Source organism: Lentzea sp. NBC_00516 (assembly GCF_036346835.1).
GTDB lineage: Bacteria > Actinomycetota > Actinomycetes > Mycobacteriales > Pseudonocardiaceae > Lentzea > Lentzea sokolovensis.
In genome coordinates this window covers 5409491-5432004 of the sequence record NZ_CP107840.1, presented here as the reverse complement: position 1 = coordinate 5432004, position 22514 = coordinate 5409491, and the positions used below count along the sequence as shown (strand labels likewise).

General features: G+C 67.6%; 19 protein-coding genes. 14 read left to right on the top strand and 5 right to left on the bottom strand.

Going from position 1 to position 22514, the window contains the following annotated elements:
• Positions 1–28 precede the first annotated feature (28 nt).
• The gene (locus tag OG205_RS23985; RefSeq protein ID WP_330270335.1) at positions 29–886 is read right to left on the bottom strand and encodes a hypothetical protein; all 858 of its coding nucleotides are present in this window, start codon (positions 884–886) and stop codon (positions 29–31) included.
• Positions 887–1018: 132 nt separating this feature from the next.
• Between OG205_RS23985 and OG205_RS23980 the strand changes: the two genes are divergently transcribed.
• From OG205_RS23980 to OG205_RS23920, 13 genes are all read left to right on the top strand, one after another.
• Entirely contained in the window at positions 1019–3646 is a 2628-nt protein-coding gene (locus OG205_RS23980) for a valine--tRNA ligase (protein WP_330270334.1), read from the top strand.
• A gap of 4 nt (positions 3647–3650) precedes the next feature.
• Positions 3651–4988, top strand: coding sequence for a bifunctional tetrahydrofolate synthase/dihydrofolate synthase (gene folC, locus OG205_RS23975; RefSeq protein WP_330270333.1), 1338 nt, complete (start codon positions 3651–3653; stop codon positions 4986–4988).
• The gene (locus OG205_RS23970) at positions 4985–5389 is read left to right on the top strand and encodes a DUF4233 domain-containing protein (RefSeq protein WP_330270332.1); all 405 of its coding nucleotides are present in this window, start codon (positions 4985–4987) and stop codon (positions 5387–5389) included. Before folC ends, OG205_RS23970 begins: the two co-directional genes overlap by 4 nt.
• 188 nt (positions 5390–5577) lie before the next feature.
• The gene (locus tag OG205_RS23965; protein ID WP_330270331.1) at positions 5578–5874 is read left to right on the top strand and encodes a PE domain-containing protein; all 297 of its coding nucleotides are present in this window, start codon (positions 5578–5580) and stop codon (positions 5872–5874) included.
• Positions 5875–5887: 13 nt separating this feature from the next.
• Positions 5888–6487 (top strand): DUF3558 domain-containing protein, encoded by a 600-nt coding sequence (locus tag OG205_RS23960; RefSeq protein ID WP_330270330.1) that lies wholly within the window; start codon positions 5888–5890, stop codon positions 6485–6487.
• The gene (locus tag OG205_RS23955) at positions 6484–7815 is read left to right on the top strand and encodes a hypothetical protein (RefSeq protein ID WP_330270329.1); all 1332 of its coding nucleotides are present in this window, start codon (positions 6484–6486) and stop codon (positions 7813–7815) included. The genes OG205_RS23960 and OG205_RS23955 overlap by 4 nt, the downstream gene beginning before the upstream one ends.
• Position 7816: 1 nt before the next feature.
• Positions 7817–8515 carry an ESX secretion-associated protein EspG gene (locus OG205_RS23950; protein WP_330270328.1) on the top strand — a complete coding sequence of 233 codons (699 nt, stop codon included), beginning with the start codon at positions 7817–7819 and terminating at the stop codon, positions 8513–8515.
• Between the two features lie 43 nt (positions 8516–8558).
• Positions 8559–8987: a hypothetical protein gene (locus OG205_RS23945; protein WP_330270327.1), complete on the top strand. Its 429-nt coding sequence runs from the start codon at positions 8559–8561 to the stop codon at positions 8985–8987.
• 51 nt (positions 8988–9038) lie between these two features.
• The gene (locus tag OG205_RS23940) at positions 9039–10547 is read left to right on the top strand and encodes an alkaline phosphatase D family protein (RefSeq protein WP_330270326.1); all 1509 of its coding nucleotides are present in this window, start codon (positions 9039–9041) and stop codon (positions 10545–10547) included.
• A gap of 21 nt (positions 10548–10568) precedes the next feature.
• Positions 10569–11810 (top strand): hypothetical protein, encoded by a 1242-nt coding sequence (locus tag OG205_RS23935; protein WP_330270325.1) that lies wholly within the window; start codon positions 10569–10571, stop codon positions 11808–11810.
• A 94-nt stretch (positions 11811–11904) separates the two neighbouring features.
• Entirely contained in the window at positions 11905–17304 is a 5400-nt protein-coding gene (gene pulA / locus OG205_RS23930) for a pullulanase-type alpha-1,6-glucosidase (RefSeq protein WP_330270324.1), read from the top strand.
• 50 nt (positions 17305–17354) lie between these two features.
• Entirely contained in the window at positions 17355–17837 is a 483-nt protein-coding gene (locus OG205_RS23925) for a MarR family winged helix-turn-helix transcriptional regulator (RefSeq protein WP_330270323.1), read from the top strand.
• Between the two features lie 40 nt (positions 17838–17877).
• Positions 17878–19320 carry a DHA2 family efflux MFS transporter permease subunit gene (locus tag OG205_RS23920; protein ID WP_330270322.1) on the top strand — a complete coding sequence of 481 codons (1443 nt, stop codon included), beginning with the start codon at positions 17878–17880 and terminating at the stop codon, positions 19318–19320.
• A gap of 60 nt (positions 19321–19380) precedes the next feature.
• On the opposite strand, the gene OG205_RS23915 is transcribed toward OG205_RS23920, so the two are convergent.
• From OG205_RS23915 to OG205_RS23900, 4 genes are all read right to left on the bottom strand, one after another.
• A complete protein-coding gene (locus OG205_RS23915) occupies positions 19381–19752 on the bottom strand; it encodes a hypothetical protein (protein ID WP_330270321.1) in 372 nt (123 codons plus the stop codon).
• 133 nt (positions 19753–19885) lie between these two features.
• Positions 19886–20215, bottom strand: coding sequence for a roadblock/LC7 domain-containing protein (locus OG205_RS23910; RefSeq protein WP_319981688.1), 330 nt, complete (start codon positions 20213–20215; stop codon positions 19886–19888).
• Positions 20212–20958: a hypothetical protein gene (locus OG205_RS23905; RefSeq protein ID WP_330270320.1), complete on the bottom strand. Its 747-nt coding sequence runs from the start codon at positions 20956–20958 to the stop codon at positions 20212–20214. The genes OG205_RS23910 and OG205_RS23905 overlap by 4 nt, the downstream gene beginning before the upstream one ends.
• Before the next feature lie 294 nt (positions 20959–21252).
• Positions 21253–21870 (bottom strand): hypothetical protein, encoded by a 618-nt coding sequence (locus OG205_RS23900; protein WP_330270319.1) that lies wholly within the window; start codon positions 21868–21870, stop codon positions 21253–21255.
• Between the two features lie 140 nt (positions 21871–22010).
• On the opposite strand from OG205_RS23900, the gene ndk reads away from it, so the two are divergent.
• On the top strand, positions 22011–22421 hold the full coding sequence (gene ndk, locus OG205_RS23895) for a nucleoside-diphosphate kinase (protein WP_330270318.1): 411 nt from the start codon (positions 22011–22013) through the stop codon (positions 22419–22421).
• Positions 22422–22514 lie beyond the last annotated feature (93 nt).

Sequence of the window (22514 nt, the reverse complement as noted above, 5' to 3'; positions counted from 1 at the left end):
CTCTCCTCCGGCACCTCTGAAAGAGTGATCAATCGCAGCTGTTCTCGGTCGGCACCTGTCCGTCCACGGAGAAGTACTTCTTCTCGTCACCGGCGATGCCCTCACCGAGCTTGGGCGGTTCGGTGAACTGCGGCGCGAGGAAACCGTCCCTCGCCGCCTGGCACGCGATCGAGTACTGGAAACCCGTCGAGTCCGAGGGCCACAGTCCTTCGGGGGTGATCGAGTAGGTGATCTTCTCGCGGACCGCCGCGACCATCTCCATCTGGCTGAGGAGCTTCTGCGGCTCCGGCGGCTCGAACGCGTAGGCGAACACGTAGTCCGCCGTCACGGCCGGATAGCCGTCCTTCTCGCCGAGAGTCATCTTCCCGGACACCTTGATGCCGTTCGGGAGCAGCTTCGTGCCCTGCTTGAGCCGGGTGGTCCAGCCCGCGATCTCCTTCACGACGTACTCGCGCACCTCCGGCGCCAGCATCGCGAGGAACCGGTCCGGCTTGTGCTCGCCGAGCATCACCGGGTCGAGGCGCGACGCGATGAGCGCCTGCCGGACCTGCTCGAACGCCGGATTCGCGTCCGGCACGACGATGCCCTTGTCGCCGTCGGGCCACTGCTCCGCGGGCGTGCCGGCGAACGGGACCTCGACGTTCGCCCCCACGTGCGGCACCTTCACGTCCGGCAGCGAGACCTCGCCGAACCTGCCTGCCTTGTAGAGCCCGAACAGCACCGCGCCGATGACGACCAGTGCGATGGCGGACACGACCTTGCCGCTGTGTCTGCCTCGTCTGGCCTTGCGGCGTTGCCTGCGGATGTCCCGCTTGGCGCGTTTGTTCGCGGCGCGGATCCAGGCCGCGTCCTTCAGATCAGGATGATCATCAATGTCGTACTGCAACGTTCCCCCAGATGTTCGGGCACATCTTCGGTCACCCGGAACCACGCTGTCGACCGGCTCGGGGTTGCCGCGGGGGCGTTATCAGGTATCTCGTTTCAAGTCGAGACCCTGGGCTCCGTAGACTTCACGGCTGTGACTGAACTCGACACCGCAACCCAGCGTCCTGACCTCCCCGCCGCGTGGACTCCGGCGGAGGTAGAGGCGGAGCTGTACCAGCGGTGGGTCGACCGGCGTTACTTCGAGGCCGACGTCAAGAGCGACAAGCCGCCGTTCACGATCGTGCTGCCCCCGCCGAACGTCACCGGCAGCCTCCACATGGGCCACGCGATGAACCACAGCGTGATGGACGCGCTGTCGAGGCGTCGCCGCATGCAGGGCTACGAGGTCCTGTGGCTGCCCGGCATGGACCACGCGGGCATCGCGACCCAGAACGCCGTCGAGCGCGACCTGGCCAAGCAGGGCATGTCCCGGCAGGACCTCGGGCGCGAGAAGTTCGTCGAGCGCGTCTGGGAGTGGAAAGAGGAGTACGGCGGCAAGATCCTCGACCAGATGAAGCGCCTCGGCGACGGCATCGACTGGTCGCGTGAGCGCTTCACCATGGACGAGGGGCTGTCGCGCGCCGTCCAGACGATCTTCAAGAAGATGTACGACGACGGCCTGATCTACCAGGCCGAGCGGATCATCAACTGGTGCCCGCGCTGCCAGACCGCGCTGTCGGACATCGAGGTCGACCACAGCGAGGACGAGGGCGAGCTCGTCTCGATCCGCTACGGCGACGGGGACGCGTCGATCGTCGTCGCGACCACGCGCGCCGAGACGATGCTGGGTGACACCGCGGTCGCCGTCCACCCGGACGACGAGCGCTACCGGCACCTCATCGGCACCGAGGTCGAGCTGCCGCTCACCGGCCGCCGCATCCCGATCGTCGCCGACACCCACGTCGACCCGAAGTTCGGCACCGGCGCGGTCAAGGTCACGCCTGCCCACGACCCCAACGACTTCGAGATCGGCCAGCGCCACGGCCTGCCGAACCTCACGATCATGGACGGCCGCGCGACCATCACCGCGCACGGCCCGTTCGAGGGGATGGACCGGCTCGAGGCGCGTCCGGCGATCGTCGCCGCGTTGCGCGCGGAGGGCCGGATCGTCGCGGAGAAGCGGCCGTACGTCCACTCCGTCGGCCACTGCTCGCGGTGCAACACGGTCGTCGAGCCGCGCCTGTCGCTGCAGTGGTGGGTCAAGGTCGAGACCATCGCCGCGGCCGCGTCCGCCGCCGTCCGCGACGGCCGCACCAAGATCCACCCGGCCGAGCTGAACAAGCGGTACTTCGACTGGACCGACAACCTGCACGACTGGTGCATCTCGCGCCAGCTGTGGTGGGGCCACCGCATTCCGGTCTTCTACGGCCCGAACGGCGAGGTCGTCTGCGTCGGACCGGACGACGAGATCCCGACCGGTGAGGGCTGGCGTCAGGACGAGGACGTCCTCGACACGTGGTTCTCCTCGGGCCTGTGGCCGTTCTCGACGCTGGGCTGGCCGGAGTCCACTGAGGACCTCCGCAAGTTCTATCCGACGTCCGTTCTCTCGACCGGCTACGACATCCTGTTCTTCTGGGTCGTCCGGATGATGATGTTCGGTCTGTACGCGATGGACGAGGTCCAGCCGTTCGACCACGTCTTCCTGCATGGCCTGATCCGCGACCAGCACGGCAAGAAGATGTCGAAGTCCAAGGGCAACGGCATCGACCCGCTGGACTGGATGGAGCGCTACGGCGCGGACGTCACCCGGTTCACGCTGCTGCGTGGCACGAACCCCGGTTCGGACATGGCCGTCTCCGAGGAGCGGGCGGTCGGCTCACGCAGCTTCACCACGAAGCTGTGGAACGCCACCAGGTTCGCGCTGGCCAACGGTGCGACGGTGGAGCGTCCGCTGCCCGATCGCGCCGAGCTGACGGCGGCCGACCGCTGGATCCTCGACGAGCTCGACGCCCTGGTGTCCACTGTGGACTCAAACTTCGAGGCGTTCCAGTTCTCCCGTGCCTGCGAGGCGCTGTACAGCTTCACGTGGGACGAGTTCTGCGACTGGTACCTGGAGATCGCGAAGGTCCAGATCGCGGACGGCCGCGCCGAGGCCACGCAGTCCGTCCTGGGCCACGTCCTCGACGTCCTGTTGCGCCTGCTGCACCCGTCGATCCCGTTCATCACCGAGACGCTGTGGACGACGCTGACCGGCGGTGAGTCACTCGTCGTGGCCGCGTGGCCTTCCGTCTCGGGTGCCGAGCGAGATGCTGACGCGGCGGCGGAGGTCGAGGGCCTGAAGAAGCTCGCGACCGAGATCCGCCGGTTCCGTTCCGAGCAGGGCCTCAACCCGGGCCAGAAGGTCGCGGGCAAGGTCCGCGGCGCGTGCTGTGTCGGCCTGATCGACCAGGTCCCGTCGGTCCGCGCGATGACGCGGCTGACCGAGCCGGGCGACGAGTTCACCGTCTCCGCGACGCTCGAGGTCGGCCTGCCCAAGGGCGCGGTGAAGGTCGAGCTGGACCTGTCCGGCACGATCGACGTGGCCGCCGAGCGCAAGCGTCTCGCCAAGGACCTCGTCGTGGCGCAGAAGGAACTCGAGGGCACGACGAAGAAGCTGGGCAACGAGGCGTTCCTCGCCAAGGCGCCCGCCGACGTCAAGGCCAAGATCGAGAAGCGCAAGGCCGTCGCCGAGTCCGAGATCGCCCGCATCAACGAGCGCCTGGCCGCGCTGCCGGAGGCGTAAAACCGTGGAAACGAACCTCGACGAGTTCCTCGACGTCGAGAACGAGCTCAACCAGCGGTGGCCCGAGACCAAGCTCGAGCCGTCGCTGGACCGCATCAAGGCGCTCGCCCACGTGCTGGGCGACCCGCAGACGTCGTATCCGGTCGTGCAGCTGACGGGCACGAACGGCAAGACGTCGACGTCGCGCATGGTCGATGCGCTCTTCACGCGCATCGGCCTGCGCACCGGCCGGTTCACGAGCCCGCACCTGCAGCTCGCGACCGAGCGGATCAGCCTGGACAACCAGCCGATCAGCCCGGAGCGCTACGTCGAGGTCTACCGCGACATCGAGCCGTACGTCGCCATGGTGGACGCCAAGTCCGAGATCCGGATGAGCAAGTTCGAGGTGCTCACCGGCATGGCGTACGCGGCATTCGCGGAAGCGCCGGCCGACGTGGCCGTCGTCGAGGTCGGCATGGGCGGCACGTGGGACGCGACGTCCATCGTGGACACCCGCGTCGCCGTGCTCACCCCGATCGGCATCGACCACACCGAGTACCTCGGCACCCGTCCCGAGGACATCGCGGTGGAGAAGGCCGGCATCATCAAGCCGGGCGCCGTCGCGATCGTCGCCGAGCAGACGCCCGAGGTCATGAGGGTGATCCACGAACGCGTCGCCGAGGTGGACGCGATGGTGGCCCGCTTCGGCAGCGAGTTCGGCGTCCTGTCACGCGCGGTCGCCGTAGGCGGCCAGATGATCACCCTGCAGGGCCTGGGCGGCGTCTACGAGGACATCTTCCTGCCGCTGCACGGCGAACACCAGGCGAAGAACGCCGCGCTGGCACTGGCCGCCGTCGAGGCGTTCTTCGGCGCGGGCCCCGAGCGCAAGATCGACATCGAGATGGTCCGCGAGGGCTTCGCCTCGGTCGTCACGCCGGGTCGCCTGGAGCGCGTGCGTTCCGCGCCCAACGTCTTCGTGGACGCCGCGCACAACCCGCACGGCGCCGCGGCACTGGCTCGCGCGTTGGAGTCGGAGTTCGGCTTCCGCAAGCTCGTCGCCGTCGTCTCCGTCATGTCCGACAAGGACGCCGAGGGAATCCTGGCCGCGCTGGAGCCGGTCGTGCAGGAACTGGTGATCACCACCAACTCCTCCCCGCGCGCCATGGACCCGGACGTCCTGGCCGGCCTGGCCGTCCCGATCTTCGGCGAGGACCGCTTCGAGGTGCGCCCCAGACTGGTCGACGCCATCGAGGAAGCCATCCACCTCATCGAGGACGAACAGTCCGGCGGCGGCGTGATCGTCACCGGCTCCGTCGTCACCGCCGGCGAGGCCCGTGCGCTGTTCGGAAAGGAGCCGGCATGACCACCCCGGCCCCTCTGAAGAAGGACCCGATGAAGGCGTTCCGGGGCATCATGGCCGGCACGCTGATCCTCGAGGTCATCGTCGTCGCTCTGGCCCTCCCGGTGATCGCCAAACTGCACGGCGGCGTCACCTCCCTCGTAGGCTGGATCGCCTTCGGCTTCATCGCGGTGTTCATCGCGATGTGCGCGTTCGTCCGCAAGCCGTGGGCGATCGGCGCCGTCGTCGGACTGCACGTCCTGCTGATCGCCACCTGGCTACTGCTGCCGGCGATGGGCGTGATCGGCGTGATCTTCGGGCTCGTCTGGGCTTACCTCCTGTGGCTGCGCAAGGACCTGCTCAAGCGCATGGCCGAGGGCAGGCTGCCCGCGCAGCAACAGCAGCAGGCCGACCAGCAGTCCTGACCGGGCGCATTTCCACGCAATTCGGCAACAACATTCACCAAACGAATTCCACGCTTCGTACCCTCGCTCGTCGCAATGCGACGGCGAGGGTTCGTCGTATTCACCCGATCGTGCTTTGAAACCGGGACGGGTCCCGCGACCTGGCGCTATGCTGCTAGGCGCACGAATCTGCTGGGAGGGCACTGGGGATGAGCGGGACCAAGGTCGATCTCGAGACGCTGCGCGCTGCCATCAAGGAGTACGAGTCCGTCAAGGACGAGCTGCAGATGGCTCACAAGTCCGGTGAAGACCTGACCATCGTCAAGGGCGCCGGCAAGGACATGCCGAGCCAGGTCTACGCGAACTGGGCGAACGCCGCGGGCAAGGGGCACCAGCTGTCCAACGAACAGTTGCAGCAGACGCTGGTCACCCGGATCGAGAACCTGAAGGCCACGCTTCGCCAGTACGAGCAGACCGAGCAGGGCAACCGTGACAACCTCAAGTAGAAGGACCGGGCTGTTGCGCATCCGAACCATCGTCGCGGGCACCGCAGCACTTGCACTGCTGGCAGGCTGCGGCGACAGCGGCGGCACGACCGGCACGCCGACCACCGCCAGTCAGCCGCCGAGCAGCAGTGGTGGAGCCCCCAAGATCGAGAACCCGCTCGACGTCAAGGCCTTCGAAGCAGCCCCGTGCAGCATGGCCACACCGGATCAGGTGCAGGCGTACGGACTTCCCGGAGTGGCCGGACGGGTGAACACCACCTCGCCCGGTGCTTCCTGCGTGTGGCTGGGGTCGAGCACCCCGGCGAAGATGGCTCCCGGCGTGACGATCCTGCCGGAGGGCACGAACCTCTCCACCATCGTCCCGACCGCGGCCACGACGTTCGAGACGTTCGAGACGCAGCCCGCCATCCAGGGCTATCCGACCTACATGGCGCTGGTCGCGGACAGTCGCAAGAACGGCTATTGCTCCGTGCTCGTCGGAGTTTCCGACGAGAAGGCGGTGAGCGTCTCCTTCCAGAGTGACAAAGGCAGCCCGCGGTTCGCCGACCCCTGCGGCGCGGTGACCGAGTTCGCGAACCTCGTCATCACCACGATCAAGGCAGGTGCGAAATGACACGGCCCGCGCCCAGTTGCTTCACCGAGGACAACACCAGAGCCGAGGGGTTCTCGGGAGCGCAGATCTACTCCCAGATGACCAGCGGTCCCGGTACGGGGTCGGCGCAGGCGGCGGCGACCACCGCCACTGCGTTGGAGCGCGGCTACGCGGGTATCGAGGCCAGGCTCAAGCGGGTCGGCGAGACGCTCGGAGAGGCGTGGACCGGAGCGAGTGCGAGCGCCGCTCAGGCCGCCGCCAACCCGATCAACCAGGCCATGATCCAGATGCAGGACGCGCTGCGGCAGGCCGATCACTCGATCTCGAACCAGGTCTACCAGTTCAACCTGAACAAGAACCAGCTCAAGGACATGCCGGCGGCCAAGCCGGACACGAGCTTCTGGGACGACGCGACTCCTTGGGACACCGACACCGAGGACAAGGTCAACAGCTACAACGCTGAAGAGAAGCACAACCGCGAGGTCTACAAGGAGTTCCAGAGCGCCAGCAACACCAACCGCGGTGAGCTGCCGAAGGAGTTCCCCGGCGTCACGACCGACAGTCTCGTGGTCGAGATCGCCAACACCGGCGGCGACAACGGTGACGACAAGACGACGAACAACAACACCACGACCACGCGGTCGTCCAGCACCTCGAGCAGTTCCTCGACGAGCACGCCGCAGAGCACGACCGGCACCGGCTGGACCGTGCCCACCACGAACGGCGACCAGACCACCACCACGACCAGCTCGTCCGACAACACGAACACGAGCAACACCAACAACACCGGCAGGCCCTCCGTCGGTGACAACCTCACCGGCAAGCCCCCGGTCGGCGGCGTGATCGACAGGCCGAACAACACCGGCCTCCCGCCCATGGGCGTGCCCGTCCGCCCCACCACGGGCGGCCCTGGCGGACCTGGTGGCACCGGCCCCGGTCGCGGCCCCGGTGGCGTCGGCGGTCCTGGCGGAGCAGGCAAGTTCGGTGGCGGCGGCGGTGGCGGCGCAGGTGCGGGTGCGGGCGGCGCGGGCAAGTTCGGCTCCGGCGGCCTTGGCAGCGGAACGGGTAGCGGAACAGGCGGCACGTCCGCCCAGCAGCCCGGCGGCAAGGCCGGTGTGTTCGGCGGCATGGGTGAGACCGGTGCGAACGCGGCCGGTCGAGGTGGTGCGGCAGGCGCGGCGGGTCGCGCAGGCGGCGCCGGCATGGGCGGGATGGGTGGTCAGGGCCAGAAGGGCCAGGGCGAGGACGACTTGGAGCACAAGTCCGCCGACTACCTCATCACCGAGGAGAACACGAACGAGATCATCGGTGACATGCCGATGGTCGCACCGCCGACGATCGGGGGGTGACGTGCTTCGGTCGTCCATCCAACTGTCCGACCTCGCCTTCGACGTGCTGTGGAAGCAGGAGAAGCTGGGGGAGTACCACCCCGCCCTGTCCGTCGACTCGCCCGGTGAGACCGAGGACGAACGCGTGCTCATCGAGCGCGACGTCATCGGTGAGCTGCGCCGGGTCGGGCTCGACCACCCGGACGTCCGGGGGACGCTGCACCTGATCGCCAAGGCCGAGCACGACTACTCGGCCTGGATCGCGGTCACGCCGAACGAGACCAGGCCCGTGGTCGTGGCGGCGAACTCGCAGCACGGTGTGCTCGCCGTGCACGACAACGGGTTCGTGCAGCTGCACCCGATCCGGCCGGACAACGCGCCGGAGGTCCTCGCGATGCAACTGCCGGACGTGCCGGCCGGGCGCGGTGCGTCGATCAACGTGCGCGCGAACGAGATCAACGTGCACCAGCCGGGCAAGGCGTCGCCGTCGATCTCGTTGCGCCAGCTGCTCGCCCAGCCCCGCCAGGGCACGGCGAAGCTGTACGCGGCGAAGCGCAACGGCGAGGGCAGGCAGCGCGCCAAGACCTTCCTCACCACGATCGACTTCGAGGACGGCCGCTGGCTCGTGGTCAAGTACACCGACCACAACCACCAGACGTGGGTGCACGCCACGCCGGCGACGCGCCAGATCATCACGGACTGGCTGAAGCGCCTCACATAACGGATTTACCGCCGCATAACCGAAATGCGCGAGCGTCGCGGCTGTGAGAAAGCCATTCGCCATCGCCGCCGCACTGGCCGCGACGCTGCTGTCCGCCGGTCTGAGCTCGGGCACCGCCCACGCCGAGACCGTCCCCGGTTGTGCCTCTGCCCAGCAGATCGGCACCACGGGCTACGTGAAGTACCAGGGCGCGACCATCGCGTCGGTCAAGCAGTTCGCCGGGTGCGGCAAGAACTTCGCCTACACCTGGGTCTGGGACTCCTACGCCAGGAACCACACCTACCGCGTCTCGAACTGGATCGCGGTGATCGACGGCAACGAGGAGTACCCCGGCGGCGACCTCCGCAGCGGCACGAAGCAGGAGCTGTGGGGCGCCGGAGCGGCCACGCTCGACAAGTGCACCCGCGCGGTCTCCAGCGTGACGGTGCCGGGCGGCGACTACGTCAGCGGCTGGACCGACAAGCGCTGCTGAAGTTCACCTCGGGTTTCAGAACTGGCCAGAACCGGCGACTAGAAACCGCGCATGACCTTCGACCGTCGCACGTTGTTCAAGGCAGGCGCACTGGGCGCGGCCGCGGCGCTGGTGCCCTCGGGCATCAGCCTCGCGAAGACCGACCGCCCGATCCTCACCCACGGCGTGCAGTCCGGCGACGTCACCTGGGACGGCGGCATCGTGTGGACGCGCGCCGACCGTCCCTCGCGGATGCTCGTCGAGGTGTCCAACGACCCCGAGTTCCGGTTCTCCCGTCGCGTTCGCGGCCCGTTGCTCACCCCGGAGACCGGCGGAACCGGGCAGGTCAGGGTGTCGAGCCTGCTGCCAGGCCGCCCCGCCTACTACCGCGTCACGGCAGAAGACCTGCACGGCCGCACCCGCAGCGAACCCGTCACGGGCAGCTTCACCACCGCCCCGCTCGGCCGCGACGACGTGCGGTTCGTGTGGTCCGGTGACGTCGCCGGCCAGGGCTGGGGCATCAACCCCGACATCGGCGGCATGCCGATCTTCCAGGCCATGGCCGACCGCAGGCCCGACTTCTTCATCCACAGCGGCGACAGCGTCTACTCCGACGGCCCGATGCAGGCGAGCGTGACGCTCCCGGACGGCCGGATCTGGCGCAACGTCGTCACTCCCGAGAAGTCCAAGGTGGCCGAGACGCTCGACGAGTACCGCGGCCAGTTCGCCTACAACTTCCTCGACGACAACGTGAAGCGATTCGCCTCCCAGGTGCCGGTCTACGCGCAATGGGATGATCATGAAGTCACGAACAACTGGTACCCCGGCGAGATCCTGGAACTCCCGCAGTACACCGAGAAGCGCGTGGACGTGTTGGCGCAGCGCGCTTTCCAGGCGTTCCACGAGTGGATGCCGATCGACCAGAAGCGTGCGGTGGACGGCCGTGTCTACCGGAAGTTCGCGTACGGGCGGAACGTCGAGATCTTCGTGCTCGACATGCGCACCTACAAGGACAAGAACACCTCGCCCAAGGATCAGCCGGGCGTGATCCTCGGCGCCCGGCAGGCGAAGTGGCTCGTCGACGCGCTCAGCCGCAGCACCGCCACGTGGAAGATCATCGCGGCGGACCTGCCGATCGGACTCACCGTGCCGGACGGCAATGACATCGAAGGCGTCGCGAACGGCCTGCCGGGCGCGCCCAACGGCCGTGAGCACGAGATCGCGTGGGTGCTCAGGGAACTCAGGCGCCGCCGCGTCAAGAACACCGTCTGGCTCACCGCGGACGTCCACTACACGGCCGCTCATCACTACTCGCCCGACCGCGCGGCCGTGGGTGACTTCGACCCGTTCTGGGAGTTCGTGTCCGGCCCGCTGCACGCCGGCGCGTTCGGCCCCAACACGCTCGACCCGACGTTCGGTCCGCAGGCCGTGTTCGTGCACGCCCCGCCTGCCGCGAACACCACGCCGCTGGACGGGTTCCAGCACTTCGGCGAGGTCAAGGCGTCGCAGCACGAGCTCACGGTGTGGCTGCGCGACGCGACTGGCGCTTCGCTCTGGTCCAAAACGCTCAGGGCCGCCTGACGCGAGACGTAGTGTCGGTGGGTGCCCATCTCGTTCGACACCTCCGGCTTCCGTCAGCTCGACCAGAACAACTGGCAGCACCCGAGCGGTGACCAGGCCGAACTGACCTACTACGGCGTGGTCCCGGATCTACCCGCCGGGCTGGACGACCTGCAGAGGCTCAGGCACCACCTCGCCCTGATCCACGGCGAGACCGGCTGCCTGATCGAGGCGCACGTCGTCCAGCTCGGCGGGGTGCCCGCGCTGCTGCGGATCGTCAAGATGCCGCTGCCGAACCAGCCGAACGGGCAGGGCTTCGTCTGCTCCTTCACCATTCCCAAGGCCAACTGCAGCGCGGTGCTGCAGCTCGGGGCGATGGAACGCGGCATGACGGGTACCCGCGAGGCCATCCTGGCCGCCGAGATCGGGTTCCAGAACTGGATCAAGCCGCACCCGTACGCACCTGAGCTGCAGGGCGTGCTGCCGTTCCACGCGGGTGATGACCCGCGCCACGACGCACGGTTCCCCGACCACCCGTTGTCGCGCGCACGGGCGTGGGCGCATCACGTGGTCCGCACGGCACAGGTGGATCCGCAGTTCGCCTCCCTGCCGCCGTTCCAGGTTCAGCCGCCGCCACCGGTCGCGCCAGGTCAGACGCTGGTGACCGCGTTGCCGAGCCTGCCGGTCAAGGACTTCGTCGGTCTGCAGATCGGCGAGGAGACGACGTTCTGGCGGACGAGTGACCCGAAGCTGCGGGAGATGCTCGGCCGCGGCCTCATGGGCCGGTCGCCGCTCGCCGAGACCAGGTTCCGCGACATGCTCATGATCGACCCCGAGACGGGCGAGGTGATGATCCCCGACCGCTTCACCACCAACGGCGAGATGACCGCGCACGGCACGCGCCTGACCCAGGTCACGTTGCACCAGGCGGACGCCGAGCTCTCGGACGAGGACGTCCTGGACGCCTTCCGGTGGGCCGGTCAGATGTGCGGCGAGGCGGCGGAACGCGGCGAGTACCTCTCCCTCGAACCGATCGAGAACCAGGGCGAGCAGGCGGATCCGCACGTCCTGCTGGCCGTGCAGCCGCACGAGGGCCAGCAGATGGCCATCGCCCAGTTCTCGCCGACTCCGACCGAAGGACCGCTCGCCGGCTCGCCTAGCCGCAGCGCGCCCGCGACCCGGGAGTCCGTCGTGGGCATCGGCCTGATCGCCGGGATGGCGGTCAACGAGTGGCGTTCACATCCGCTGCGGATGGCGATCACCTACAAGCGTCCGGCGGGCTGATCGCAAACATTTGCAACGCCCGACGTATTGTTTCCCGCTGTTTGTCGTGGTTTCGTGCAGCAGCCCTGCAAGAGTTTGCGACAAGGAGGTCGCGATGCGTCGGGTCGTCGCCGCGCTCGCTGCACTGGTTTTGCTCCCTCTCACACCCGTTCAGGCCGTTGCCGCACCACCGCAACGTCTGGCCGTGGGGGAGGTGGTGGACATAGCGCCCGGTGTGCGCGACGGGGACGCGAGACTCGCGTTGCCGCCCAAGCGAGACGACCTGCGGGGCGAACGCTTCTACTTCGTGATGCCCGACCGGTTCGCGAACGGCGACCCGAGCAACGACCGCGGCCGCACGAACGCTGCCGAGAATGGCTTCGACCCCGCTGACAAGGGCTTTTACCACGGCGGCGACCTCAAGGGGCTGCGCGGGAAGCTCGACTACCTCGACGGCATGGGCATCACGGCGATCTGGATGACGCCGATGTTCCTCAACCGCTGGGTGCAGGGCGACAGCGCCGGCTACCACGGCTACTGGACGCTCGACTTCACCAAGCTCGACCCGCACTTCGGCACCACGCAGGAGATGCGCGACCTGATCAAGGACGCGCACCGGCGTGGCATCAAGGTCTTCTTCGACATCGTCGCGAACCACACCGCCGACGTGATCAAGTACGCCGAGAACAAGACCCAGTACGTCAGCACGGGCGCGCAGCCGTACCTGGACGCCGACGGCAAGCCGTTCGACATCGCGGATTACGCGGGCAAGAAGGACTTCCCGAAGCTCGACGCGAAGAAGTCCTTCCCGTACACACCGGTCAAGGACGGTCAGACGAAGTACCCGTTGTGGCTCAACGACTCCACGCTCTACCACAACCGCGGCGACTCGACGTTCTCCGGCGAGTCGAGCGAGCAGGGCGACTTCTCCGGCCTCGACGACCTGATGACCGAGCACCCGCGCGTGGTCAACGGCATGAAGGACATCTTCACCAGCTGGATCGACACGCTCGACATCGACGGCTACCGCGTCGACACCGTCAAGCACGTCAACCTGGAGTTCTGGCAGGCTCTGGCGCCGCACGTGAAGCAGTACGCGAATCGCAAGGGCAAGAAGGACTTCTTCGTCTTCGGCGAGGTCTTCGACTCCTCGCCCGAGAACACCTCGAAGTACACGACCACCGGCAAGATGCAGGCCACGCTGGACTTCCCGTTCCAGAGCAGCGCGCTGAGCTTCCTGTCCGGCAAGGGTTCCCAGCGCCTCGGTGAAGTGCTGCTGGACGACGACCGCTACACCGACGCCGACTCGAACGCCTCCTCGTTGCCCACGTTCCTCGGCAACCACGACATGGGCCGCGTCGCGTGGATGATCCGCAACGACAAGCCGGGCATCTCGGACGCGGAACTGCTGGAGCGCCTCAAGCTCGGCAACACCCTGATGTACCTGTGGCGCGGCAACCCGGTCGTCTACTACGGCGACGAGCAGGGCTTCGCGGGCACGGGCGGCGACAAGTTGGCGCGCCAGGACATGTTCGCCTCCAGGACGCCGGAGTACATGGCGGAGAAGCTCGTCGGCAGCGACCGCACCGGTGCTCAGGACAACTTCACCACGACCCACCCGCTGTACCAGCAGCTCAAGGCCCTGGCCGCGCAGGTCGACCGCGATCCGGTGTGGCGTGACGGCAACCAGGTGCTCCGGTACGCCGACGGTGACGTCTTCGCGTTCAGCCGCATCCTCGGCCGTGAACACCTCGTGGTCGCGAACGCCAGCACCTCGCCCGCGACCGTCACCGTGCCCGTGTCGTCCTCGGCTTTCGAGAACGCGCAGGTCCAGAACGGCCGCGTCACGGTGACCGTGCCCGCGCTGTCCTCCTTGGTGCTCAAGGGAACCAGCGACGTCGCGAAGTCGAAGCCCGCACCCGTCCTGGTCGCCCCGGCCGCCGGAACGGTGCTGGACGAGCGCGTCGAACTCCGCGCGGACGGCATCACCGCGCCCAACGCCGCCGCCACTTTCGCCGCCCGTGTCGAGGGCTCGAAGGACTGGACCGTGCTCGGCACCGACGACGCCGCTCCCTATCGCGTTTTCGCTGACCTGTCAGCACTTCCGGGCGCGGCCGTCGGCAAGCGCGTCGAACTGCGCGTGGTGGCGAAGTCCGGTGAGATCGGCGCGGACGGCGCGTTCGTGTCGCTCGTGGCCGCGCCGCCGATCCCGGATCCCGGCACGAAGAACCCGGACTGGCTGGTCGTGCACTACGCGCGCGACAACTACGACGGCTGGGGCCTGCACGCCTGGGGCGACGTCGAGACGCCGACCGAGTGGAACGCCCCGCTGCCGTTCGCGGGGGAGGACGCCTACGGGCGCTTCGCGTGGATCAAGCTGAAGCCGGGCGCCAAGTCGGTCGGGCTCATCGCGCACAAGGGCGACGAGAAGGACACGTCGGTCGACCGGTTCGTCGACCCGAGCGTGACGCCCGAGATCTGGCTGAAGCAGGGCGATCCGGCCGTGCACCCGTCCGAGCAGGCGGCGACGGCCAAGGCGGTCGTGCACTACGTCGGCGACGCGTCCGGTGCTGTGGTGCGGGTTGCCGGACGGGCTGACATGCCGTTCACCAACGGCGTCGCGGAGCTTCCGCCCACGACCGACTTCTCCGTCGTGCGCGGCACGACCGTGGAGGCTTCCGGCAAGTTCACGAGTGGCCACTCGTGGGTCGCGGGCGGGAAGGTGCACGCTACGAAGGCCGCCGCCGAGAACCGGGCGGTGATCCACTACAACCGCGCGGACGGCGACTACACGGACTGGACGATGTACCACTGGACGGGTTCCGCGGAGCCGTCACCTGGTTGGAACCAGTCACGGGTGCCGGACGGGCGTGACCAGTTCGGCGTCTACTGGTCGGTGCCGCTGGCGGCCGGCGCGGCGGGACTGAGCTACATCGTCCACCGCGGCGACGCCAAGGATCCGGGTCCCGACCAGTTCCTCGACCTGGGGCAGAAGGGGAACGAGGTGTGGCAGTTGCAGGGCAACGAGACGTACCTGCTGCCGTCCAGCGTCGGCCCGGCCGCCGATGACGACCTGACCAAGGCCAAGGCGATCTGGATCTCGAAGGACAAGGTCGTCTGGGACGTGCCGTCCGTGCAGTCCGACGGCTACCGCCTCGAATACGGCTCACGGGTGCTGCGACTGGCTCCCACGACCGAGGAGGTTCCGGCGCAGTTCCCGCACCTCAAGGGCAAGCCGGTGTTCGCCGTGCGCGGGTTCGTGGACGAGGCGTTGCGGGACAGGCTTTCCGCCGTGCACGTCGACGCGGGTGGCGCGATCCGGCACCGCACGAGCGTGCAGATCGCGGGCGTGCTCGACGATCGGTTCGCTTCTGCCGCAACGAAACTGACGTTCGGGCCGACGTTCGACCACGACCGCGCGTCGGTCAGGCTGTGGGCGCCGACCGCGTCCAACGTCAAGCTGCGCCTGTTCGACCAGCCTTCCGGCGAACCGAGGAAGGTCGTGCAGCTCAAGCGCGACGACGCCTCGGGCTCGTGGACAGGCACGGGTGACTGGAAGAACAAGTACTACCAGTTCGAGGTCACCAACTGGCAGCGCACGGTCGTCGTCACCGACCCGTACTCCGTGGCGCTCTCGGTGAACTCGACGCACTCGCAGTTCGCCGACCTCAAGGACGGCCGCTCGATGCCCGCCGGGTGGTCGAAGGACGTCGCGAAGGGCATGGGCGGCGCGATCACCGAGCTGCACGTGCGGGACTTCTCGATCAACGACCAGTCCGTCCCGGCAGGGGATCGCGGCACGTACAAGGCGTTCACGCACCGCGACTCGACGGGCATGAAGCACCTCAGGACGCTGGCCGCGGCGGGCATGGACACCGTGCACCTGCTGCCGACGTTCGACATCGCGACCATCCCCGAGAAGCGCTCCGAACAGGCCGCCCCGGCCTGCGATCTGCCCTCGCTGCCGGCCGATTCCGACCAGCAGCAGGCCTGCGTCGGCGCGGTCGCGGCGAAGGACGGCTTCAACTGGGGTTACGACCCGTTCCACTACGACGTGCCCGAGGGCTCGTACGCCACGGCGGACGCGCAGAACGGCTCGGCGCGGTCGAAGCAGTACCGCGAGATGGTGAAGTCGTTGCACGACAACGGCAACCGCGTGGTGGTGGACGTCGTCTACAACCACACGGCGGCGTTCGGTGACGCGCCGACGTCCGTGCTGGACCAGGTCGTGCCCGGCTACTACCAACGGCTCAACCTCGACGGCTCGGTCGCGAACTCCACGTGCTGCGCGAACACCGCGACCGAGAACGCCATGATGGGCAAGCTCGTCGTGGACTCGGTGGTGCGCTGGGCGCGCAACTACAAGATCGACGGCTTCCGGTTCGACCTGATGGGCCACCACCCCAAGGCGAACATCCTCGCGGTGCGCGCGGCCCTGGACGCGCTGACCGTCGAACGTGACGGCGTGGACGGGCGCAAGATCGGCGTCTACGGCGAGGGCTGGGACTTCGGCGAGGTCGCCGGCAACGCCCGGTTCGAGCAGGCCACGCAGGCGAACATGGCCGGCACGGGCGTCGGCACGTTCAGCGACAGGCTGCGCGATGCCGTGCGCGGCGGCGGGCCGTTCGACGACGACCCGCGCGTGCAGGGCCTTGGCTCCGGTTTGGCCGGCGACGTGAACTCCTCGCCCGCCAACGGTGACGTGGCCGCGCGGCTGGAGAACTACAGCGACCTGGTGAAGCTGGGCATGGCGGGCAACATGGCCTCGTACCAGTTCCGGTCGACGGCCGGGCCAGTCGTCGCCGGCCGGGACGTGAACTACAACGGCACGGCCGCCGGGTACACCGGACAGCCGCTGGAGGCGATCACGTACGTCGACGCGCACGACAACGAGACGTTGTTCGACGCGTTGACCTACAAGCTCAAGCCCGAGACGTCCGCCGCCGACCGCGTGAAGATGCAGACGGTGGCGCTGGCACCGGCGTTGCTCGGGCAGGGGCGGCCGTTCGTGCACGCGGGTACCGAGTTCCTGCGCTCGAAGTCGTTGGACCGCAACAGCTACGACTCGGGGGACTGGTTCAACGCCTACGACCCGTCGTTGCGCGACAACGGTTTCGGCCGCGGGTTGCCGCCGAAGGCCGACAACGAGTCGAAGTGGCCGTACGCGAAGCCGCTGCTGGCCGGGCCGAAGCCGTCCTCCGGGGACATGAGGGCCTCGCTGGACGCGACCCTGGAACTGCTGCGGATCCGGCAGTCGTCGCCCCTGTTCTCCCTGGGGTCGGCGGATCTGGTGCAGCAGAAGGTGTCGTTCCCGGCCGCGGCGTCCGGCGTGATCGTCATGCACGTCGACGACACCGCCGGGCCGGACGTGGACCCGGCTCGTCGCGGGCTGGTCGTGGTGATCAACCCGTACCCGACGGACCAGGCCGTGACGCTGCCCGCAGGCGACTGGAAGCCCGTGACCAGTGAGAAGAAGGTCGGCGCGGCGCGATCGGTCGTCGTCCTGGAGCGATAGTCCCGCTGAGAAATAGTTTCGTTCCAGATTAGTTTGGTACCGTGGTGCTCATGGGCACGACGGGGTGTACTGACCTGATGATGCTGCTGCATCGGACTGGCCACGCGCTGGAGACAGAGCTGACGGCGAGGCTCGCGGAGATCGGACTGACTCCGCGGGCCCGCTGCGTTCTGTCGAGCGCGCTGGACGCGGGACGCACGCAGTCCGAGATCGCCGAGCACGTCGGCATCGACAAGACGACCATGGTCGTGACGATGGACGCCATGGAGCTGGCCGGGTACGCCGAGCGCAAGCCGTCGCCCACGGACCGCCGTGCGCGCGTTGTCGCGGTCACCGATCTGGGGCGCGAGATCCTGGTCAAGGCCGATCAGGTCGTGGCTGATGTCTACGAGAGTGTGCTGGGTTCGTTGCCGGGTGACGAGCGAGACGGCCTGGTCAAGGGTCTGACGACGCTGATGGAGGGCCGCCTGAGTGCCCCGATGCCGTGCGAGAAGCCGCCGCGCAAGCGTGCTCTGCGTCATGCCGTTGGGTAGAAGATAGTCCCGTACAAAACCATCTGCTACGGTTCCTCTTATGACTTCAGGGGGACCGAAGACGGATTCGCGCTGGCTCGCGCTGATCGTGCTGTGTGCGGGGATGTTGATGATCGTGCTGGATCAGACGATCGTGAACGTCGCGCTGCCCGCGATCGAAGAAGACCTCAAGTTCGGCCAGGCCGGTCTGGCCTGGGTCGTGAACGCGTACCTGATCGCCTATGGCGGTCTGCTGCTGCTCGCGGGTCGTCTGGGCGACCTGATCGGGCACAAGAAGGTGTTCCTGATCGGCCTCGGCGTCTTCACGGTCGCGTCGGTGCTGTGCGGCTTGTCCCTCAGCGCCGAGATGCTGATCGTGTCTCGCTTTGTGCAGGGTGCGGGCGGTGCGCTGGCCACGTCCGTGACGCTGGGCATGGTCGTGACGATGTTCCCCGAGCCTGACGAGCAGAGGCGCGCCATCGGCGTGTTCAGCTTCGTCGCGGCGGCGGGCGCGTCCCTCGGCCTGTTGCTCGGCGGTGTGCTGACCGACGCCATGTCGTGGCACTGGATCTTCTTCGTGAACATCCCGATCGGCATCGTGGCCGCCGTCGCCGCCGTGCGTCTGGTGCCTGACTCCGTCGGCCTCGGCCTGCGTGAGGGTGCGGATGTGCTTGGCGCGCTGCTGATCGTCGCCGCGGTGATGCTCGGCGTCTACACGATCGTCAAGGCGGAGCACTACGGCTTCGGCTCCGCCCACACGCTGGGCCTGGGTGCCGTCGCGGTGGCACTGCTGGCGGGATTCGTGCTGCGCCAACGGACCGCCGCGAAGCCGTTGCTGCCGTTGCGGGTGTTCAAGTCCCGCAACGTGACCGGCGCGAACCTCGTGCAGATCTCGATGGTCGCCGGCATGTTCGGGCTGTTCTTCCTCGGCACGCTCTACATGCAGCTCGTGCTGCAGTACACGCCGTTGCAGATCGGCCTGGCGTTCATGCCCGTCGCCGGCGCGATCGCGGTGTTCTCGGTGTCGCTCTCGGCACGTCTGAACTCCCGGTTCGGCGAGCGCAACATGCTGATCGTGGGCCTGCTGTTCATGCTCGTCGGCATGATCGTGTTCACGCAGGTACCGGTCGACGGCTCGTACCTCGCGCACATCCTGCCCGCCGTCGCGCCGCTGGGCATCGGCCTGGGCCTGTCGTTCCCGGCGCTGATGACGCTGGCGATGTCCGGCGCCTCCCACGACGAGGCGGGTCTCGCGTCCGGTCTCGTGAACACGACCGCGCAGGTGGGCGGTGCCCTGGGTCTCGCGGTGCTGGCCACTACCTCGACCACGTACACGTCGTCGCTGCTGGCATCGGGCGTCGGCCGGCTGGAGGCGCTGACCTCGGGCTTCCACCTGGCGTTCTGGATCTCGGCCGTGCTCGTGGCGGTGGCTCTGGGGCTGGCCGTTTTCGTGCTGCGGCAGGTGACCGTGTCGCGGGATGCCGGACCCGTTCTGGTGCACTGACGGAAATGCGGTGAAAAGGTGTCGGGGCTGGCCCCGACACCCTTTCTTTTTTGCCGCGGACTAGATCTGCAGCTCGGACTCGATGCGCTTGAGGTGGTGGCGGGCCAGCGCGAGGTTCGACGATTCCCTTTCCAGCACGAGGTACAGGAAGAGCGAGCCTCTGGATTTCATGCCGCTCATCAGCCTGATCAGGTGGTACTGGCGGTGCAACGTGATCAGGATGTCCTCGATGGTGTCGCTCAGGCCGAGGGTCTGCATCACGCGCAGCTTCGACCGGACGACCTCGGTGTTCCCGGCCGCCGCGACCTCCAGGTTCAGCCAGTCGCCGCCGCCGCTGGTACCGAGCGACATCCCGCTGTCGTAGTCGACCAGCGCGACGCCGACGGCGCCGGAGATGGACATGGCCTCTTTCATTGCGATATCGATGTTCATCAGACTCCACTTTTCTGTGTCAACTGGTGATCGAGGCGACGTGACCGGTTTCTCGCTCCTCGATCGCATGCGGACACGGCTCCACATTGCCGAGAGCAATGAACCCAATTCGGACATGTGCTGCGACCATTTTTTATTCGGTGGACGGTGCGTTGGGTGCCATGATCGAGCCGATCCGCTCGATCACGGGACGGGACTCGTGGAGAAGACGCCCGAGGTTGAGTCCTTTGTCCCCGAGCACGACCATCAGCGCCGTCCTGCTCACGGCGTACACGGCCATGTAGCCGCTGCTGCCGAACACCACGGTCTGGTTGAGCTTGCCCAGGCCGATCACCTCCGCCGCCTGGCGTGCGATGCCGAGGTCGGCGGCGGCGAGTGCGGAGATGTGCGCGGGCTCGACGTTCTTCGCCACATCGGTGAGAATGGGAATTCCGTCGGACGCGGCCAGCACCGTGTCGGTCACTCCGGCGACGTTTTCTCGAAGCTTCCGCAGTTCGGCGGCCAGGGCGTCGTAGTCCAATGCAGTTCCTTTCCGCTGGTCTGCCCTGTTTCTGCGCGGGGGCGCAACGAGGGCAGGCCCCAGTGTGAAAAACTGAACGCGGTCGCCGGCGGGGCGATTTCCAGCAGTTCTTCACCGAGCATTCGGGAGATCTCGACGGTGACCGAGTGCAGACTCCGTCCGGTCGCGAACGCCATGTCCCGCGCACTGCGTCTGCCGGTGGCGAGCGCGATGATCTCCCGTCGTTCCGCGGTGGACGGATCGGCTCCGCGGGCCGCCACCACGCGGTCCAGATAGGGCGACAACGGGACCGGCAGCGAGGCGACCACGTCCAGCCGTCCGGCCGTGTCCGACAGCAACACCTCCGGCGCGACACCGTCGGCCGAGGGCAGCAGAGGTTCGTCGGCGTCGTCCTCGACGACGCATCGTTCGACGTCACCGGCGGCAACGGCGAACGCGCCGTCCTGGACGGCGGCCATCGCGACGGCCTGGATCTCGTCGGGCCCGAGGTGCCCGCGAGCGACGAGCGCCGCCTGAAGCGACCCCGTCCCGACGCTCTCCACCAGCGCCGCGTTCCAGTCCTCCGCACTGACCCTGCCCGAGCTGAGCAGCAGCACCTCCACTCCGGGCGAGCCCGCGCTGTCCACCGCGACCACCGCGCCGTCACGCAGGTGGAACACTCCGCCCGCGTTGCCCGCGACGCGCAATGCCCCGGTGATCCGATCAATGTGGCATTGCGCCAGAGCGTGCGCGAGGACGTCGAATGCGGCTCGGTAGTCGCGTTTCAGAAGTCACTCCGGGTTAATTCGAGATTACTCGGCGGAATCCTGGCGTACTCATCACCCAAATGGGCACCTACCGCTCATCTGAAGAGCGACCGCCGTCGTTACTTCTTACCCGCAGGAGTCGTATGGGCACGCCCGAAATCACACGATCGAGTGAAGCATTCCAGATCGTGTGGCAATAATGCTGATGCATTTATTTTATGTCTATGGAAATTGTCAGTGCTCGGCCAGCTCTTCGCGCTTCCGGACGTCTTCCGTGCGCAGGATCCTGAACTTGCGGTCGTGGGCGCCGAGGACCTTCAGGAAGCCGGGGCTCGTCTCGAACACGTAGACCTCCTCGGCGTCGTTGATCCGCTCCTTGGGCACCCACGGCGTGCTGACGATGGCGGCGACCGCGAGCGCCGACCCGGCCAGCAGCCAGGCGAACCACTTGAGCAGCCACCGGGCGTTGCGAATGGCCAGCACCATGGCCGCGCCGATCACCACCGCCCCGAGCGCAAGCCACCAACGGTGGTACGTGAGCGTGTGGGACACCATCAGCGCGATGAGCACGATCAGTGTGAGAAGCGCCGTCGTGTTCGCACGCTCGGGGTCCTTGCGCGTGCGGAAGTAGAAGAAGAACGTCGCCGGCGTGACGATCATCAGCAGAACCGTGCTGATGCGGTCGTCGGCCATGAACGTGCCGAGGAACAGGCCGGGGGCGTCGTCCAGTTCGAGTGTGTGGAGGAGCGCGAACGCGGTGTGCCAGTTGTAGTGGCTCACGGCCAGGAGCCGCAGGAGGACGAACAGGACAGCGGCGCCGGTCAGAGCGGACCCCGTGTGCTTTGCGCTCATGAGGCAGAACTATGGCGCATCGGGTCTGCCCGGTCAGATCGTCCGCCGCCGTTGGTATGAGGTCAGGCACAGCCGTGGCTGGGCGAGTGGCTACCCTGTTGGCCACATCCCGTACCTGTTCTTCAAGGAGTCACACCGTCGTGTCCGAGCGCACCCTGGTTCTCGTTAAGCCCGATGGCGTTGCCCGTGGTCTCGTTGGCGAGGTGATCGCCCGCATCGAGCGCAAGGGGCTGAAGCTCGCCGCCCTCGAGCTGCGCACCGCCGACCGCGCCACCGCTGAGCAGCACTACGCGGAGCACGACGGCAAGTCGTTCTACGGCGACCTCGTCGACTTCATCACCGGTGGGCCGTTGGTCGCCATCGTGGTGGAGGGTGTTCGGGCCATCCCGGCCTTCCGTCAGCTCGCCGGTGGGACCGACCCCGTCGAGAAGGCCACGCCCGGCACGATTCGTGGGGACTTCGGGACCGAGGTTCAGTACAACCTGGTGCACGGGTCGGACTCGGCTGAGTCTGCCGAGCGTGAGATCAAGATCTGGTTCCCGAACCTCTGAGGGGTTTGACGGTTCCGGGGGGACGCCTGCGTTTGTGCGGGCGTCCCCCTGTTTCGTTGGCGGGTGCCTGTTTCGTGTCCGTAGGTGGTTGGG

Coding starts and splice junctions, on each gene's coding strand:
- OG205_RS23970 (WP_330270332.1), top strand. CDS start 4,985: ATGACCACCCCGGCCCCTCTGAAGAAGGACCCGATGAAGGCGTTCCGG.
- OG205_RS23965 (WP_330270331.1), top strand. CDS start 5,578: ATGAGCGGGACCAAGGTCGATCTCGAGACGCTGCGCGCTGCCATCAAG.
- OG205_RS23955 (WP_330270329.1), top strand. CDS start 6,484: ATGACACGGCCCGCGCCCAGTTGCTTCACCGAGGACAACACCAGAGCC.
- OG205_RS23940 (WP_330270326.1), top strand. CDS start 9,039: ATGACCTTCGACCGTCGCACGTTGTTCAAGGCAGGCGCACTGGGCGCG.
- pulA (WP_330270324.1), top strand. CDS start 11,905: ATGCGTCGGGTCGTCGCCGCGCTCGCTGCACTGGTTTTGCTCCCTCTC.
- OG205_RS23925 (WP_330270323.1), top strand. CDS start 17,355: ATGGGCACGACGGGGTGTACTGACCTGATGATGCTGCTGCATCGGACT.
- OG205_RS23920 (WP_330270322.1), top strand. CDS start 17,878: ATGACTTCAGGGGGACCGAAGACGGATTCGCGCTGGCTCGCGCTGATC.
- OG205_RS23915 (WP_330270321.1), bottom strand. CDS start 19,752: ATGAACATCGATATCGCAATGAAAGAGGCCATGTCCATCTCCGGCGCC.
- OG205_RS23900 (WP_330270319.1), bottom strand. CDS start 21,870: ATGAGCGCAAAGCACACGGGGTCCGCTCTGACCGGCGCCGCTGTCCTG.